The organism is Streptomyces lincolnensis, from assembly GCF_001685355.1.
Taxonomy (GTDB): Bacteria; Actinomycetota; Actinomycetes; order Streptomycetales; family Streptomycetaceae; genus Streptomyces; species Streptomyces lincolnensis.
Genome location: NZ_CP016438.1, coordinates 8,470,118 through 8,486,096 on the forward strand (window position 1 = coordinate 8,470,118; position 15,979 = coordinate 8,486,096).

The 15,979-nt window shown below is 71.2% G+C and carries 13 protein-coding genes; 4 read left to right on the top strand and 9 right to left on the bottom strand.

All coding sequences use genetic code 11. The features are described 5' to 3' along the window. Window positions 1-276: 276 nt before the first annotated feature. Window positions 277-942 (bottom strand): TetR/AcrR family transcriptional regulator, encoded by a 666-nt coding sequence (locus SLINC_RS37370; protein WP_067442855.1) that lies wholly within the window; start codon window positions 940-942, stop codon window positions 277-279. 155 nt (window positions 943-1,097) lie between these two features. Here SLINC_RS37370 and SLINC_RS37375 point away from each other — a divergent pair, with 155 nt between their 5' ends. Next, entirely contained in the window at window positions 1,098-1,979 is an 882-nt protein-coding gene (locus tag SLINC_RS37375; protein ID WP_067442856.1) for a shikimate dehydrogenase, read from the top strand. A gap of 47 nt (window positions 1,980-2,026) precedes the next feature. Further along, the gene (locus SLINC_RS37380; protein ID WP_067442857.1) at window positions 2,027-3,823 is read left to right on the top strand and encodes a bifunctional sugar phosphate isomerase/epimerase/4-hydroxyphenylpyruvate dioxygenase family protein; all 1,797 of its coding nucleotides are present in this window, start codon (window positions 2,027-2,029) and stop codon (window positions 3,821-3,823) included. Here SLINC_RS37380 and SLINC_RS37385 read toward each other — a convergent pair. The 8 genes from SLINC_RS37385 to tkt form a co-directional block, all read right to left on the bottom strand. Continuing rightward, window positions 3,810-5,273, bottom strand: coding sequence for a membrane-associated oxidoreductase (locus SLINC_RS37385; RefSeq protein ID WP_067442858.1), 1,464 nt, complete (start codon window positions 5,271-5,273; stop codon window positions 3,810-3,812). The genes SLINC_RS37380 and SLINC_RS37385 overlap by 14 nt on opposite strands. A gap of 102 nt (window positions 5,274-5,375) precedes the next feature. Beyond that, on the bottom strand, window positions 5,376-5,963 hold the full coding sequence (locus SLINC_RS37390; protein ID WP_067442859.1) for a histidine phosphatase family protein: 588 nt from the start codon (window positions 5,961-5,963) through the stop codon (window positions 5,376-5,378). A 6-nt stretch (window positions 5,964-5,969) separates the two neighbouring features. Next, window positions 5,970-6,851 carry a phosphogluconate dehydrogenase (NAD(+)-dependent, decarboxylating) gene (gnd, locus tag SLINC_RS37395; protein WP_067446117.1) on the bottom strand — a complete coding sequence of 294 codons (882 nt, stop codon included), beginning with the start codon at window positions 6,849-6,851 and terminating at the stop codon, window positions 5,970-5,972. A 10-nt stretch (window positions 6,852-6,861) separates the two neighbouring features. After that, window positions 6,862-8,568, bottom strand: coding sequence for a glucose-6-phosphate isomerase (gene pgi / locus SLINC_RS37400; protein ID WP_067442860.1), 1,707 nt, complete (start codon window positions 8,566-8,568; stop codon window positions 6,862-6,864). Further along, complete coding sequence (gene opcA / locus SLINC_RS37405; protein WP_067442861.1) at window positions 8,561-9,496, bottom strand: glucose-6-phosphate dehydrogenase assembly protein OpcA; 936 nt, start codon at window positions 9,494-9,496, stop codon at window positions 8,561-8,563. The genes pgi and opcA overlap by 8 nt, the downstream gene beginning before the upstream one ends. After that, a complete protein-coding gene (zwf, locus tag SLINC_RS37410; protein ID WP_067442862.1) occupies window positions 9,493-11,088 on the bottom strand; it encodes a glucose-6-phosphate dehydrogenase in 1,596 nt (531 codons plus the stop codon). Before zwf ends, opcA begins: the two co-directional genes overlap by 4 nt. After that, window positions 11,085-12,230, bottom strand: a complete 1,146-nt coding sequence (tal, locus tag SLINC_RS37415; RefSeq protein ID WP_067442863.1) for a transaldolase — start codon at window positions 12,228-12,230, stop codon at window positions 11,085-11,087. Before tal ends, zwf begins: the two co-directional genes overlap by 4 nt. A 19-nt stretch (window positions 12,231-12,249) precedes the next feature. Further along, entirely contained in the window at window positions 12,250-14,325 is a 2,076-nt protein-coding gene (gene tkt / locus SLINC_RS37420) for a transketolase (protein ID WP_067442864.1), read from the bottom strand. A 146-nt stretch (window positions 14,326-14,471) separates the two neighbouring features. Here tkt and SLINC_RS37425 point away from each other — a divergent pair, with 146 nt between their 5' ends. Together SLINC_RS37425 and SLINC_RS50170 are read left to right on the top strand one after the other, a co-directional pair. Then, window positions 14,472-15,389 carry a helix-turn-helix transcriptional regulator gene (locus SLINC_RS37425; protein WP_067442865.1) on the top strand — a complete coding sequence of 306 codons (918 nt, stop codon included), beginning with the start codon at window positions 14,472-14,474 and terminating at the stop codon, window positions 15,387-15,389. 108 nt (window positions 15,390-15,497) lie between these two features. Beyond that, on the top strand, window positions 15,498-15,935 hold the full coding sequence (locus tag SLINC_RS50170; protein WP_067442866.1) for a spore germination protein GerW family protein: 438 nt from the start codon (window positions 15,498-15,500) through the stop codon (window positions 15,933-15,935). Window positions 15,936-15,979 lie beyond the last annotated feature (44 nt).

Here is a 15,979-nt window from a genome sequence, read left to right on the forward strand (position 1 = left end):
GGGAACTCCAACGTACGTGGAGTGAGCGGAGGGGAGGGGGAGCCGATCCCTGGGGTGGTGGGGCGGCCGTCCGGGCAGGGCGGGGACGGCGTCGCGTCCCTGCGGCCCGGTTAATTAACGCACTGGATAGTTAGTAGCAGTTGGCTAGGGATGTTGCGCTCACGTTTCCCGCGTGTCAAGGGGTCCGGTCGGAAGGATCTCCGGGAGCCGCGGGCCGGTCGCGCGTCGCCCGGCGGACCGGCCCGCACCCCGTCCCGGTCCGGCTCCCGCCGCGTCTCAGTCCGTCGCGCGGTCCGCCGTCAGATAGGCGATCACCATGTCGCCGAGCATGTTCCGGTAGTGCTCCCGCTGTCCCGGATCGACCAGGTCACGGCCGAACAGGGCGCCGAAGGTGTGCCGGTTGGCGACCCGGAAGAAGCAGAAGGAGCTGATCATCGCGTGCAGGTCGACGGCGTCCACGTCGGCCGTGAACAGGCCGGACTTCTGCCCCTGTTCCAGGATCCGGCCGATCACGTCGAGGGCCGGGGAACCGATCTTGCCGAGCTTCTCGGAGGCCGCGATGTGCTCCGCCCCGTGGATGTTCTCGATGCTCACCAGGCGGATGAAGTCGGGGTGCTGCTCGTGGTGGTCGAAGGTGAGCTCGGCCAGCCGCCGGATGGCCGCGACCGGGTCCAGGTGCTCCACGTCGAGTGACTGCTCGGCTTCGCGGATCACGCCGTACGCCCGCTCCAGCACGGCGGTGAACAACTGCTCCTTGCCGCCGAAGTAGTAGTAGATCATCCGCTTCGTGGTGCGGGTCCGGGCGGCGATCTCGTCCACCCGGGCGCCGGCGAAGCCGACCCGGGCGAACTCCTGGGTCGCCACGTCGAGGATCTCGGCCTGGGTGCGGGCGGCGTCACGGATGCGCCCGCCTTGTCGTGCCGGTTCTTCGACGCTGGTCATCGGGTTCCTTCGGGCGGGAGGGCCAGTCCGCAGATTGTAGAAGCAGGCTGCGGGGCGGGGCTGACGGATTCCCGCCGGGACTTCCCGTGGTCCCGTGTTGCTGGTATAGCTAACGTACTAGTTCGTACATTAGTGAGCCGCTCAGGAGGTCCGTGATGGCCAAGGACTCGTATCTCGTCGGTCTGATCGGATCGGGCATCGGCCCCTCTCTCACACCGGCGATGCACGAGCGGGAGGCCGACCGGCAGGGTCTGCGCCATCTGTACCGGATCATCGACCTCGACCGGCTCGGCGTCGGTGCCGAGGCGGTGGGCGACCTCGTGCGATCGGCCCGCGACCTGGGCTTCGACGGGCTCAACATCACCCATCCGTGCAAACAGGCCGTGATCGAGCACCTGGACGCGCTGTCCCCGCAGGCCGAGGCCCTCGGCGCGGTCAACACGATCGTCTTCGAGGAGGACGGCCGGGCCGTCGGCCACAACACCGACGTCACCGGCTTCGCCGCCTCCTTCGCCCGCGGCCTGCCCGACGTACCGCTGGAGCGGGTCGTGCAGCTGGGCGCGGGCGGCGCGGGCGCGGCCGTCGCGCACGCCATGCTCACCCTGGGCGCCGGGCGGATCACCGTGGTGGACCCGCTGCCCGAGCGTGCCGCCGGCCTCGCCGACTCCCTCAACCGTCACTTCGGCCCGGGCCGGGCGGCCGCCGCCGGCCCCGACCGGCTGCCGGCGCTGCTCACCCGGGCCGACGGCCTCGTGCACGCCACCCCCACCGGCATGGCCGCCCACCCCGGCCTGCCCCTCCCCGCGGAACTTCTGCACCCCGGGCTGTGGGTCGCCGAGGTGGTCTACCGCCCCCTGGAGACCGAACTGCTGCGCGCCGCCCGGGCGCTCGGCTGCGCCACGCTCGACGGCGGCGGCATGGCCGTCTTCCAGGCCGTGGACGCCTTCCGCCTGTTCACCGGCCGGGAACCCGACGGCGCGCGGATGCTCGCGGACTTCACCGACCTGGTGGCCGGCGCGGTGGCGGCCCACCCGTAGGGGACCCCTCGTCAGCAAGGGACCTTCAGAGAAACAGAGGTACCGACGTGCGTACGTCCATCGCCACCGTCTCCCTCAGCGGATCCCTCACCGAGAAGCTCACGGCCGCCTCCCGGGCCGGCTTCGACGGCGTCGAGATCTTCGAGAACGACCTGCTCGCGAGCCCCCTCACCCCCGAGGAGATCCGCGCCCGCTGCGCCGACCTCGGCCTGACCGTCGACCTCTACCAGCCGATGCGGGACATCGAGGCCGTACCGGAGGCGGAGTTCGCCCGGAACCTGCGCCGCGCCCGGCACAAGTTCGAGCTGATGGGCAGGCTGGGCGCCGACACCGTCCTGGTGTGTTCCAGCGTCTCCCCGCTCGCCGTCGACGACGACGCCCTCGCCGCCGGGCAACTGGCCCGACTGGCCGCCCTCGCCCAGGACTTCGGCATCCGGGTCGCCTACGAGGCGCTCGCCTGGGGCCGCCACGTCAGCACCTACGACCACGCCTGGCACATCGTCGAGACGGCCGGCCACCCGGCGCTCGGCACCTGCCTGGACAGCTTCCACATCCTCTCCCGGGGCTCCGATCCGAAGGGGATCGAGGACATCCCCGGCGAGAAGATCTTCTTCCTCCAGCTCGCGGACGCCCCGCTGCTCGCGATGGACGTCCTCCAGTGGAGCCGCCACTACCGCTGCTTCCCCGGCCAGGGTGGCTTCGACATCGCCGGGCTGCTCGCCCATGTGCTGCGCACCGGCTACGACGGCCCGCTGTCCCTGGAGGTCTTCAACGACGTCTTCCGCCAGGCCGAGGCCGGTCCCACCGCCGTGGACGCCCGCCGCTCGCTGCTGGTCCTCCAGGAGACGGTGGGCGTGGCCGCACCGCCCGCGCCGGTCGTGCCCACCGGGGTCGCCTTCGCCGAACTGGTCACGCCGGACGCCGAACTCCTCACGGCCGTCCTCGGCGCCCTGGGCTTCGCCCGCACGGCCCGGCACCGCAGCAAGCCCGTCGACCTGTGGCAGCAGGGCGAGGCCCGGCTCCTGGTCAACACCGGGACGGCCGTACGGCGGGACGGCACCCAACTCGCCGCGATCGGCCTGGAGTCACCGGACCCGACGGCCGCCGCCCGCCGCGCCGAGGCGCTCCTCGCCCCGGTCCTGCCCCGCCGCCGCGCCCCCGAGGACGCCCCGCTCGACGCCGTGGCCGCACCGGACGGCACCGAGCTCTTCTTCTGCGCCACCGACCGCCCCGGACACCCCAACTGGCGCGCGGACTTCGAGGACGCCGGGCACCCGCCCGCCGCGGCGGAGGTGTCCCGCATCGACCACCTCGCCCTCACCCAGCCCTGGCACCACTTCGACGAGGCGGCCCTCTTCCACAGCAGCGTCCTCGGCCTGCACGCCCAGGAGAGCGTCGACGTCGCCGACCCCTACGGCCTGCTGCGCAGCCGGGCCGTCACCACCCCCGACGGCGGTGTGCGCATCGCCCTCTCCGTCGGCGCGGCCCCCACCGACGACACCGTCCACGCCCAGCACATCGCGCTCGCCACCGACGACGTGGTCGCAGCCGCCCGCCGCTTCACCGAGGCAGGCGGCCGCCTGCTGCCGATCCCCGCGAACTACTACGACGACCTCGCCGCCCGCTTCGAGTTCGCCGACGGCGAGCTGGAGACCTACCGCGACCTCGGCATCCTCTACGACCGTGACGCGCACGGCGCGTTCCGGCACTGCTACACCCGCACCGTCGGCCGGGTCTTCTTCGAACTGGCCCAGCGCGACGGCGACTACCGGGGCTACGGCGCCCAGAACGCCCCCGTCCGCCTCTCCGCCCAGCACGCGCTGAAGCGGCTCACTGGCGGCTGACGGTCCGGGTCACGCCGGCGAAGACCGTCGTGGCCAGGATCCAGCCGGAGATGACCAGGGCGTACGACAGCGTCTGGTACCCGTCGTCCGGCGCGAAGGCGCTCTCCTGGCCGAAGGAGATCACCGGCAGCAGCAGGTCGAGGGTGTAGAACACCGGGTTGAAGTCCGGGGCCTCGGACGGCTTGAGCGGGCGCGGATGGTGCAGGCCGTAGGCGACCGAGCCGATCGCCAGCAGCGACAGCAGCCAGACGCAGGCGCGCAGCGGACGGAAGCCGTAGCCGACGGTGGCGTCCTGGACGTGGCCCCACAGCCGGCCGTACCAGGGCAGGGTACGGCGGTGGCGGCGCTGCTTGGCCAGCTGGACGAGGCGGGCGGCGCGGTCGTCGCCGATGCGCAGATAGGAGGCGGTCAACTGCTCGTAGGCGTGCGGGACATAGCCGTCCCGGTCGCGCTCCAGCATCGCCAGCCGGCGCTCGGCGGGCTCGTGCGGGGTGAGGGTGGTGTAGACGAGGTTGTTCAGGAGCACCTCGTCCGGCACCGCCTCCGGTTCCAGGAAGAGGACCTCCGTCTGGGCGCGGCGCAGGTTCAGGGCGCCCTGCATGGGCGACCCCCGGCGCAGCCAGAGTTCCCCGATGGTGCAGCTGCTCGCCCGCAGCGCCGTGTCGCCGGGGTTCACCAGGGACGCGTAGCTGAGGTCGAGGCGGCCGGTGACCCGCGCGCCCCGCAGGCCGATCCAGCCCCGCACCTGCGCGTGCCGCATGAGGAAGTCGCCCTCCACGGTGAGGGTCTCGGCGTCGAGGGCGTGCCGGCCCGGGCAGGTGAGCCGGGCCTCGTTCATGTTGATCGATCCGGCGATGTTGGCTCCGTTGAGCCGCATCTCGCCGTCGATCTCCAGTCCGGGTGCCCACAGGTCGTCGCCGGTGGTCATCTGGTTGAGCTGGAGGACCGGTTCGGAGGGGTCCTGGGCGATGAGACGCGCGCGCTCCATGAACAGCGCGTTCGCGATCTGCGCGCCGCCGAGCCGCACCGGCCCGCGCACCACGCAGTCCGACAGCCGCAGCACGCCCTCCACCCGCGTCGCGCCCGCGGTCAGCCCCGGCAGGACGGAGTTGCTCAGGTTCAGCTGCCGCAGCCGGGCCCCGTACAACTGGGGGACACCCGCGAAGTGACAGTGGCTCAGCCGCACGGCGTGGTCGCAGGTGCCGTACCTGAGGTCGAGGGTGCCGCTGATCCGGGCGCCCGCCAGTTTCAGGGCGGGTATCTCCCCCTCCTCCTGCGGGCCGCTCAGCAGCAGCGCCCGCAACACGGCGGCCCGGACGGTCCGTTCGGGGCCCCAGTCGGCCCCCTCGGCGGTGTCCTCGTCGTCCGCCGTGCGGAAGTTCACGGACTCGCCGCGGGGGAAGGCGCGCCATACCCGCAGCTCGGCAGGGGTCAGGTTGTCGATCTCCATCAGCGGCGACTCTGACGTGGTCCCCCCGCGCTGTCAACCGGCCCCGGCCGGCCGTCGGTTGTCACCGCTCGGCCGGCCGGGGCCGGTACCGCTTCCAGGGCGCTACGGCCTGGTGTTCCACTCCGCGATCACCGGCCGGCCGTGTTCCGTGGACAGCCGGCCGATCGTCCCGGTCGCCAGCTGGAAGAGCCGTCCGTCCGCCGGGGCCAGACCCAGCCGGCGGGCCGTGAGCACGCGCAGGAAGTGGCCGTGGGCCACCAGCAGCACGTCGCCCCCGGCAAGGGCGGTGTCCACGCGGGCCAGGACCCGGTCGGCGCGCGCCCCGACCTCGGCGGGCGACTCGCCCGGATGCCCGTCCGGGCCGGGCGGCACCCCGTCGGTCCACAGGTACCAGTCGGGACGGGTGCGGTGGATGTCGACGGTGGTGACGCCCTCGTAGGCGCCGTAGTCCCACTCGTGCAGGTCGGGGTCGGTGACGACCCCGGTGACGCCCGCCAGTTCGGCGGTGCGCAGCGCGCGGCCCAGCGGGCTGGACAGCGCGAGGGCGAAGGTCCGGGCCGTAAGGAGCGGGGCGAGCGACTTGGCCTGTTCCTCGCCCCGCTGGGTGAGGGGCAGGTCGGTCCAGCTGGTGTGCTGTCCCGACGCGCTCCACTCCGTCTCGCCGTGGCGGACCAGAAGGAGATCCCCCACGGCGCGCTACGCCTTCTTCGCTTCGACGGCGTGGCCGCCGAACTGGTTGCGCAGCGCCGCGACCATCTTCATCTGCGGGGAGTCGTCCTGGCGGGATGCGAACCGGGCGAACAGCGACGCCGTGATCGCGGGCAGCGGCACCGCGTTGTCGATGGCCGCCTCGACGGTCCAGCGGCCCTCGCCGGAGTCCTCGGCCCAGCCGCGCAGCTTGTCCAGGTGCTCGTCCTCGTCCAGGGCGTTGACCGCCAGGTCGAGCAGCCAGGAACGGATGACCGTGCCCTCCTGCCAGGAGCGGAAGACCTCGCGCACGTCGGTCACCGAGTCCACCGACTCCAGCAGCTCCCAGCCCTCGGCGTAGGCCTGCATCATGGCGTACTCGATGCCGTTGTGGACCATCTTGGAGAAGTGCCCGGCGCCGACCTTGCCCGCGTGGACATAGCCGTACGGGCCTTCCGGCTTGAGTGCCTCGAAGATCGGCTTGAGCCGGTCGACGTGCTCCTTGTCGCCGCCGACCATCAGGGCGTAGCCGTTCTTCAGGCCCCAGACACCGCCGGAGACGCCCGCGTCGACGAAGCCGATGCCCTTGGCGCCCAGCTCCTCGGCGTGCTTCTCGTCGTCCGTCCAGCGGGAGTTGCCGCCGTCGACGACCGTGTCACCGGGGGAGAGGAGATCGCCGAGCTCGTCCACGACGGACTGGGTGGCCGCCCCGGCCGGGACCATCACCCACACCGTGCGGGGGCCTTCGAGCTTGTCGACCAGTTCGGCCAGGCTCGCCACGTCCGAGAGCTCGGGATTGCGGTCGTAGCCGATGACGGTGTGGCCGGCGCGGCGGATCCGCTCGCGCATGTTGCCGCCCATCTTGCCGAGGCCGATGAGACCCAACTGCATCGCTGTCATGTCAGCGCACTTCCTTCAGTTCACGGTAGGCGGCCACGAGGGCGGCGGTGGAGGCGTCGAGGCCGGGGACGTCCGCGCCCTGGGTGAGGGCGGGTTCGACACGCTTGGCGAGGACCTTGCCGAGTTCGACGCCCCACTGGTCGAAGGAGTCGATGTTCCAGACGGCCCCCTGGACGAACACCTTGTGCTCGTAGAGGGCGATGAGCTGCCCCAGGACGGACGGGGTGAGTTCCTTCGCCAGGATCGTCGTCGTGGGGTGGTTGCCCTGGAAGGTGCGGTGCGCGACCTGCTCCTCGGCCACACCCTCCGCGCGGACCTCCTCGGCCGTCTTGCCGAAGGCGAGCGCCTGGCCCTGCGCGAACAGGTTGGCCATCAACAGGTCGTGCTGTGCCTTGAGTTCGTCGCCCAGCTCGGCGACGGGCCGGGCGAAGCCGATGAAGTCGGCCGGGATGAGCTTGGTGCCCTGGTGGATCAACTGGTAGTAGGCGTGCTGTCCGTTGGTGCCGGGCGTGCCCCACACCACCGGTCCGGTCTGCCAGTCGACGGGCTTGCCGTCGCGGTCCACCGACTTGCCGTTGGACTCCATGTCCAGCTGTTGCAGGTAGGCGGTGAACTTGGACAGGTAGTGGCTGTAGGGCAGCACCGCGTGCGACTGGGCGCCGAAGAAGTTGCCGTACCAGATGCCCAGCAGGCCCAGCAGCAGCGGGGCGTTGTCCTCGGCGGGCGCGTTCAGGAAGTGCTCGTCGACGATGCGGAAACCGTCGAGCATCTCCAGGAAGCGGTCCGGGCCGATGGCGATCATCAGGGAGAGACCGATCGCCGAGTCGAAGGAGTAGCGGCCGCCGACCCAGTCCCAGAACCCGAACATGTTGTCCGCGTCGATACCGAACCCGGTGACCTTCTCGGCGTTGGTGGACAGCGCCACGAAGTGCCGGGCCACCGCCTTCTCGTCACCGCCGAGCCCCTCCAGCAGCCAGGAGCGCGCCGAGGTCGCGTTGGTGATCGTCTCGATGGTGGTGAAGGTCTTGGACGCGACGATGAACAGGGTCTCCGCCGGGTCCAGGTCCCGGATCGCCTCGTGCAGGTCGGCGCCGTCCACGTTGGACACGAACCGGAACGTCAACTCCCGCGCGGTGTACGCCCGCAGTGCCTCGTACGCCATCGCCGGGCCCAGGTCGGAGCCGCCGATGCCGATGTTGACGACGTTCCTGATCCGCCTGCCGGTGTGGCCGGTCCACTCACCGGAACGCACCCGGTCGGCGAAGGCGCCCATCCGGTCCAGGACGGTGTGCACCTCGGGCACGACGTTCTCGCCGTCGATCTCGATCACCGCGTTGGCCGGGGCCCGCAGCGCGGTGTGCAGCACGGCCCGGTCCTCGGTGATGTTGATCTTCTCGCCGCCGAACATGGCGTCCCGCAGCCCGAACACGTCGGTGGCGGCGGCCAGTTCCTGGAGCAGGGCCAGCGTCTCGTCGGTGACCAGGTTCTTGGAGTAGTCGATCCGCAGGTCGCCGACGCGCACGACATAGCGCTCCGCGCGCCCGGCGTCGGAGGCGAACAGCTCCCGCAGATGGGCGTGCCACTCGGCGCGGTGGTCCTCCAGGGCGGCCCACTCGGGCCGGCGCGTGAGCTTGGCGGAGCCCGAAACAGAGTCCGGAACAGAGCCGGAAACAGAACCGGAAACGGAGCCCGAAACAGAGTCAGACATGTGCGGAGATCTCCTTGGGTGCCTCGCCGCGCAGGGCGATGGCGTACATCTCGTCCGCGTCGAGGCGCCTGAGCTCCTCGGCGATGAGTTCGGAGGTGGTGCGGACCTTCAGCGCGAGGGTGCGGGAGGGCTGGCCCGGCAGGGACAGCGTGGCCAGCGGGCCCTCGGGGCGGTCGATGACGATCTCGCCGTTCTCGGTGCCCAGGCGCACGGCCGTGACGACCGGCCCGGCGGTGACGACCCGGTCGACCGTGACGCCGAGGCGGGCCTCCAGCCAGCGGGCCAGCAGCTCGGCGGCCGGGTTCTCCTCCTCGGCCTCGACCGCGGCCGAGATCACCTTCACCCGGGCCTGGTCCAGGGCCGCGGCCAGCATCGAGCGCCACGGGGTCAGCCGGGTCCAGGCCAGGTCGGTGTCGCCGGGCGCGTAGGAGCGGACCCGGGTCTGGAGGACCTGGAGCGGGTTCGCCACCGCGTACAGGTCGGTGATCCGGCGCTGGGCCAGTGCGCCCAGCGGGTCCTTCGCCGGGTTCTCCGGCGCGTCCACCGGCCACCACACGACCACCGGGGCGTCCGGCAGCAGCAGCGGCAGGACGACCGAGTCGGCGTGGTCGGACACCTCGCCGTACGTCCGCAGGATCACCGTCTCGCCGGTGCCCGCGTCGGCGCCCACCCGTACCTCGGCGTCCAGCCGGGAGGACTGGCGGTCGCGCGGGGTGCGGGCGTGCCGCTTGATGACGACCAGGGTGCGCGAGGGGTGCTCGTGCGAGGCCTCCTCAGCAGCCTTGATCGCGTCGTAGGCGTTCTCCTCGTCCGTGACGATCACCATCGTCAGGACCATGCCCACGGCCGGTGTGCCGATGGCGCGGCGACCCTGCACCAGCGCCTTGTTGATCTTGCTTGCCGTGGTGTCGGTCAGGTCGATCTTCATGGCCTGCGCCAGCTCCGTCCGTCTCGTGCGAGCATCTCGTCGGCTTCCTCGGGTCCCCAGCTGCCGGAGGCGTACTGCGCGGGCCTGCCCTGGTCCGCCCAGTACTCCTCGATCGGGTCGAGGATCTTCCAGGACTCTTCCACTTCCTGGTGGCGGGGGAACAGGTTGGCGTCCCCGAGGAGAACGTCCAGGATGAGGCGTTCGTACGCCTCCGGGCTGGACTCGGTGAACGACTCGCCGTAGGCGAAGTCCATCGACACGTCCCGGATCTCCATCGAGGTGCCCGGCACCTTCGAGCCGAAACGGACCGTCATGCCCTCGTCCGGCTGGACCCGGATGACGATGGCGTTCTGGCCGAGCTCCTCGGTGGCCGTGGAGTCGAAGGGGGAGTGCGGCGCCCGCTTGAAGACCACCGCGATCTCGGTGACCCGGCGGCCGAGCCGCTTGCCGGTGCGCAGGTAGAAGGGGATGCCCGCCCAGCGGCGGTTGTCCACCTCCAGCTTGATGGCCGCGTAGGTGTCGGTCTTCGACTGCGGGTCGATGCCCTCCTCCTGGAGGTAACCGGCCACCTTCGCACCGCCCTGCCAGCCCTCGGCGTACTGCGCCAGCACGGTGTGCTCGCCGATGTTCTCCGGCAGCCGCACCGACTTCAGCACCTTGAGCTTCTCGGTGAGCAGCGACTCGGCGTCGAAGGCGATGGGCTCCTCCATCGCGGTCAGCGCCATCAGCTGGAGCAGGTGGTTCTGGATGACGTCACGGGCGGCGCCGATGCCGTCGTAGTAGCCGGCCCGGCCGCCGATGCCGATGTCCTCGGCCATCGTGATCTGGACGTGGTCGACGTACGACCGGTTCCACAGGGGCTCGTACATCTGGTTGGCGAAGCGGAGCGCCAGGATGTTCTGGACGGTCTCCTTACCGAGGTAGTGGTCGATCCGGAAGACCTGGTCCGGCTCGAACACGTCGTGCACGAGCGCGTTCAGCTCCCGCGCGCTCGCCAGGTCCCGTCCGAACGGCTTCTCGATCACCGCGCGCCGCCAGGACCCCTCCGGCGCCTTCGCCAGCCCGTGCTTCTTGAGCTGCTGGACGACCTTGGGGAAGAACTTCGGCGGTACGGAGAGGTAGAAGGCGTAGTTGCCGCTGGTGCCGCGCGCCTTGTCGAGGTCGTCGACGGTCTGGCGCAGCTGCTTGAACGCCGTGTCGTCGTCGAAGTCGCCGGGGATGAACCGCATGCCCTCGGCGAGCTGCTGCCAGACCTCCTCGCGGAACTCGGTCCGGGCGTGCTCGCGGACGGAGTCGTGGACGATCTGCGCGAAGTCCTCGTCCTCCCAGTCCCGGCGGGCGAAGCCCACCAGCGAGAAGCCCGGCGGCAGCATGCCGCGGTTGGCCAGGTCGTACACGGCCGGCATCAGCTTCTTGCGGGACAGGTCGCCGGTGACACCGAAGATGACCAGACCGGACGGCCCGGCGATCCGGGGGAGCCGGCGGTCCTGGGGGTGGCGCAGCGGGTTGGACCACTCGGCCGCCGGGAGGACCGGCACGGTCACCTCCGACGCGGTCTCCTCGGCCGCCTTCTCGGGAGCCTTCTTGCTCATTCCCCGTCCACCCCCTTGCTGTTCAGCGACTTCGTCACGGCGTCCAGCAGGTCCTGCCAGGCCGCCTCGAACTTGGCGACGCCCTCGTCCTCCAGCTGCCGCACGACCTCGTCGTAGGAGATCCCGAGCGCCTCCACGGCGGCCAGGTCCGCGCGGGCCTGCGCGTAGCCGTTGGTGACCGTGTCGCCGGTGATCCGGCCGTGGTCGGCGGTGGCGTTCAGCGTGGCCTCGGGCATCGTGTTGACGGTGCCGGGCGCGACCAGGTCGTCGACGTACAGGGTGTCCTTGTACGCCGGGTCCTTCACGCCGGTCGAGGCCCACAGCGGGCGCTGCTTGTTGGCGCGGGCGCCGCCCAGGGCGGTCCAGCGCTCACCGGCGAAGACACTCTCGTACGCCTCGTAGGCGAGCCGCGCGTTGGCGAGGGCGGCCCGGCCCTTCAGCGCGAGCGCCTGGTCCGTGCCGAGGACCGTGAGGCGCTTGTCGATCTCGGAGTCGACGCGGGAGACGAAGAAGGAGGCCACGGAGTGGATCGAGGAGAGGTCCAGGCCCTTCTTCTGCGCCTTCTCCAGCCCGGCGAGGTAGGCGTCCATGACCTCGCGGTAGCGCTCCAGGGAGAAGATCAGCGTCACGTTGACGCTGATGCCGAGGCCGATGACCTCGGTGATCGCCGGGAGGCCGGCCTTCGTCGCCGGAATCTTGATCATGACGTTGGGGCGGTCCACCAGCCAGGCGAGCTGCTTGGCCTCGGCGATCGTCGCCGCCGTGTCGTGCGCCAGACGCGGGTCGACCTCGATGGAGACCCGGCCGTCCCGGCCGAGGGTGGCGTCGTGGACGGGCCGCAGGACGTCGGCGGCGGCGCGCACGTCGGCGGTCGTCATCATCCGTACGGCCTCGTCGACCGTGACGCCCCGCACGGCGAGGTCGGTCAGCTGCTCGGCGTAGCCCTCTCCGGAGCCGATGGCGGCCTGGAAGATGGACGGGTTGGTGGTGACACCCACCACGTGCCTGGTCTCGACGAGTTCGGCGAGGTTGCCGGACTCGATCCGCTTGCGTGAGAGGTCGTCCAGCCAGATGGAGACGCCCTCGTCGGACAGGCGCTTGAGTGCTCCCGCGGTCGCGGTCGCTTCGGTCACAGTGATCATCTTCTTTCTGGCGGTCGGATCAACCACGCGCGGCGGCGAGGGATTCCCTGGCCGCTGCGACGACGTTCTCGGGGGTGAAGCCGTACTCGGCGAACAGGGTCTTCGCGTCGGCGGAGGCGCCGAAGTGTTCGAGGGAGACGATGCGTCCTGCGTCACCTACGAAGCGGTACCACGTCAGGCCGATCCCGGCCTCGATCGCGACACGGGCTCGCACGGACGGCGGAAGGACGCTCTCGCGGTACTCCCGCGGCTGCTGCTCGAACCACTCCACGGACGGCATCGACACCACCCGGGTGCCGACCCCCTCGGCCTCCAGCCGCTCCCGCGCGGCGACGGCGAGCTGGACCTCGGATCCGGTGGCGATCAGGACGACGTCGGGGGTCTGCTTCGACGCCTCCCGAAGGACGTAACCGCCCTTCGCCGCCTCGGGGTTGGGCGCGTAGGTCGGCACACCCTGGCGGGTGAGCGCGAGGCCGTGCGGGGCCGGGTCGGTGGCGTGCCGCTTGAGGATCTCGGCCCAGGCGATCGCGGTCTCGTTGGCGTCGGCCGGGCGGACGATGTTCAGGCCGGGGATGGCGCGCAGCGAGGCGAGGTGCTCGACCGGCTGGTGGGTGGGGCCGTCCTCGCCGAGTCCGATCGAGTCGTGCGTCCAGACGTACGTCACGGGCAGCTGCATCAGCGCGGACAGGCGCACCGCGTTGCGCATGTAGTCGGAGAACACCAGGAAGGTGCCGCCGTAGATACGGGTGTTGCCGTGCAGGGCGATGCCGTTCATCTCCGCGGCCATGGAGTGCTCGCGGATGCCGAAGTGGATCGTGCGGCCGTACGGGTCGGCCTCCGGCAGCGGGTTGCCCGCGGGGAGGAAGGAGCTGGTCTTGTCGATCGTCGTGTTGTTCGAGCCGGCCAGGTCGGCGGAGCCGCCCCACAGCTCGGGGACGACCGCGCCGAGCGCCTGGAGCACCTTGCCGGAGGCGGCACGGGTGGCGACCGCCTTGCCCTCCTCGAAGACCGGGATCGAGGACTCCCAGCCCTCGGGCAGCTGGCCGGCGACGATCCGGTCGAAGAGGCGGGACCGCTCGGGCTGCTCCCCGCGCCACTTGTCGATCCGCTTGTCCCAGGCGGCGTGCGTCTCGGCGCCCCGGTCGAGGGCCCGGCGGGTGTGGGCGAGGACCTCGTCGGCGACATCGAAGGACCGCTCGGGGTCGAAGCCGAGGAGGCGCTTGGTGGCGGCGACCTCGTCCGCGCCGAGCGCGGAGCCGTGCGAGGCCTCGGTGTTCCGGGCGTTCGGCGCCGGCCAGGCGATGATCGTGCGCATCGCGATGATCGAGGGCCGCGCGGTCTCGGCCTGCGCGGACCTCAGGGCCGCGTACAGGGCGTGGACGTCGATGTCGCCGTCGGCGCCGGGCTCGATCCGCTGCACGTGCCAGCCGTACGCCTCGTACCTCTGGAGCACGTCCTCGGAGAACGCCGTCGCGGTGTCGCCCTCGATGGAGATGTGGTTGTCGTCGTAGAGGAAGACCAGGTTGCCGAGCTTCTGGTGGCCGGCCAGGGAGGAGGCCTCGGCGGAGATGCCCTCCTCCAGGTCGCCGTCGGAGACGATCCCCCAGATGGTGTGGTCGAAGGGGGACTCGCCCTCGGGGGCGTCCGGGTCGAACAGGCCGCGCTCGTAGCGGGCGGCCATGGCCATGCCGACGGCGTTGGCGACGCCCTGGCCGAGCGGTCCGGTCGTCGTCTCCACGCCGGCCGTGTGGCCGTACTCCGGGTGGCCGGGCGTCTTCGAGCCGTGGGTGCGGAAGGCCTTCAGGTCGTCGAGCTCCAGCTCGTACCCGGAGAGGAAGAGCTGGGTGTAGAGGGTGAGCGAGGTGTGCCCGGGGGAGAGCACGAAGCGGTCGCGGCCCGTCCACTCGGGGTCGGCCGGATCGTGACGCATCACCTTCTGAAAGATCGTGTACGCCGCCGGGGCGAGGCTCATCGCGGTGCCGGGGTGGCCGTTACCGACCTTCTGCACGGCGTCGGCGGCGAGCAGGCGCGCGGTGTCGACGGCACGCCGGTCGAGTTCGGTCCATTCGAAGCTGTCCGTGGTCTGCGTGCTCATCTTCAAGAAGTCCTCGATCGGAGCGAAGTAGCTGGCCTGACGCGTTCAAATCTAAAAGTCTGACTTTTCCTGGGGAAGGTCGCGATGTGCCAGCCTGTGGTGAAAGTGGGACACGGAACGCTCCGGCTAGGCGGCACGAGAAGGACATGGCGGACAGAACCATCCAAGACTCCATCCAAAGCGGAGACGGTGACGGCGGAGTGGACGGCATCAGAACGTTCCCCTTCCCGGTCGAGCGGAGCGTGTGGGGGGTGGGCATGCAGGTCGGCCCCATGGGCGGCGAGACCGCCTGGCCGGCCGACGTGCCCCTGCATCGCGTGCACCGCATCGACTTCCACATCGTGATGCTGTTCAGCGGCGGGCCCGTCCGCCACATGGTCGACTTCGCCGAGTACGAGGCGACGGCCGGCGACCTGTTGTGGATCCGCCCCGGCCAGGTGCACCGCTTCGCGCCCACGAGCGGGTACCGCGGAACCGTCCTGGCCATGCAGCCCGGCTTCCTGCCCCGCGCCACCGTGGAGGCCACCGGCCTCTACCGCTACGACCTGCCGCCGCGGTTGCGCCCCTCCGACGCCCAGCTGGAGGGCCTCACCGCGTCCCTGACCCAGCTGCGCCGGGAGTACGAGGACACGACGACCCTCCCGCTCAGCCTGCACACCGCGGTCCTGCGCCACTCCCTCACCGCGTTCCTGCTGCGCCTGGCCCATCTGGCGGCCAGCTCCGCGGAGGCGGTCCGGCAGCAGTCCGACACCACCTTCACCCTCTTCCGCGACGCCGTGGAGAAGGGCTTCGCCACCAACCACAGCGTCAGCGCCTACGCCGACGCCCTCGGTTACTCCCGCCGCACCCTGGTCCGCGCGGTCCGCGCCGCGACCGGTCAGACCCCCAAGGGCTTCATCGACAAGCGCGTGATCCTGGAGGCCAAACGGCTCCTGGCCCACACGGACATGCCCATCGGACGCGTGGGAGCCGCCGTCGGCTTCCCCGACGCGGCGAACTTCTCCAAGTTCTTCCAGCAGCACACGGAACTGACCCCGGCGGCCTTCCGGGCGGAGCTGCGGTAGAGGGCACCTCGACGACCCTGGTGGAGGGACGGCCTCCCGCCTATCGTGAAGCGGCTCGCGCAAGGCCGTACCTCCACGCACCGCTCCCACGAAGGACAGTCACCCGCCATGAGCGACCCCGAGCACGACACCGCGCCCGAATCCCGGGCCGCCGTGGACGCGACGGCGGCCCGGGCCTCCGCCACCCTGCTGGAACGCCTCGCCGAGAAGCTCGGCGGCCAGGCCTCGGCGGCCGTCGTCTACGGCGAGCCCGTCACCGCCCACGGCGCCACGGTCATTCCGGTCGCCAGGGTCTCCGTCGGGTTCGGCGGCGGGGTCGGACACCCGGACGGGGACGGGGCCACCGGCACCGGTGGCGGAGGGGCCGACGCCAGGCCCGTCGGCTACATCGAGATCCGGGACGGCTTCACCGCGTACCGGCCGATCCGGGACCCGTGGGTGGACGTGATGGTCCCGCTCGCGGCCCTCGCCGTCGGCGCCCTGCTCCCGAAGGCCGTCGGCACCCTGTTCCCGAAAGCCGCCCGGGTGCTGCGCCGGCGCACGTGACGAAGGCGCCCCGCGAGTCCGCGGGGCGCCGGGTCGACCGCCGT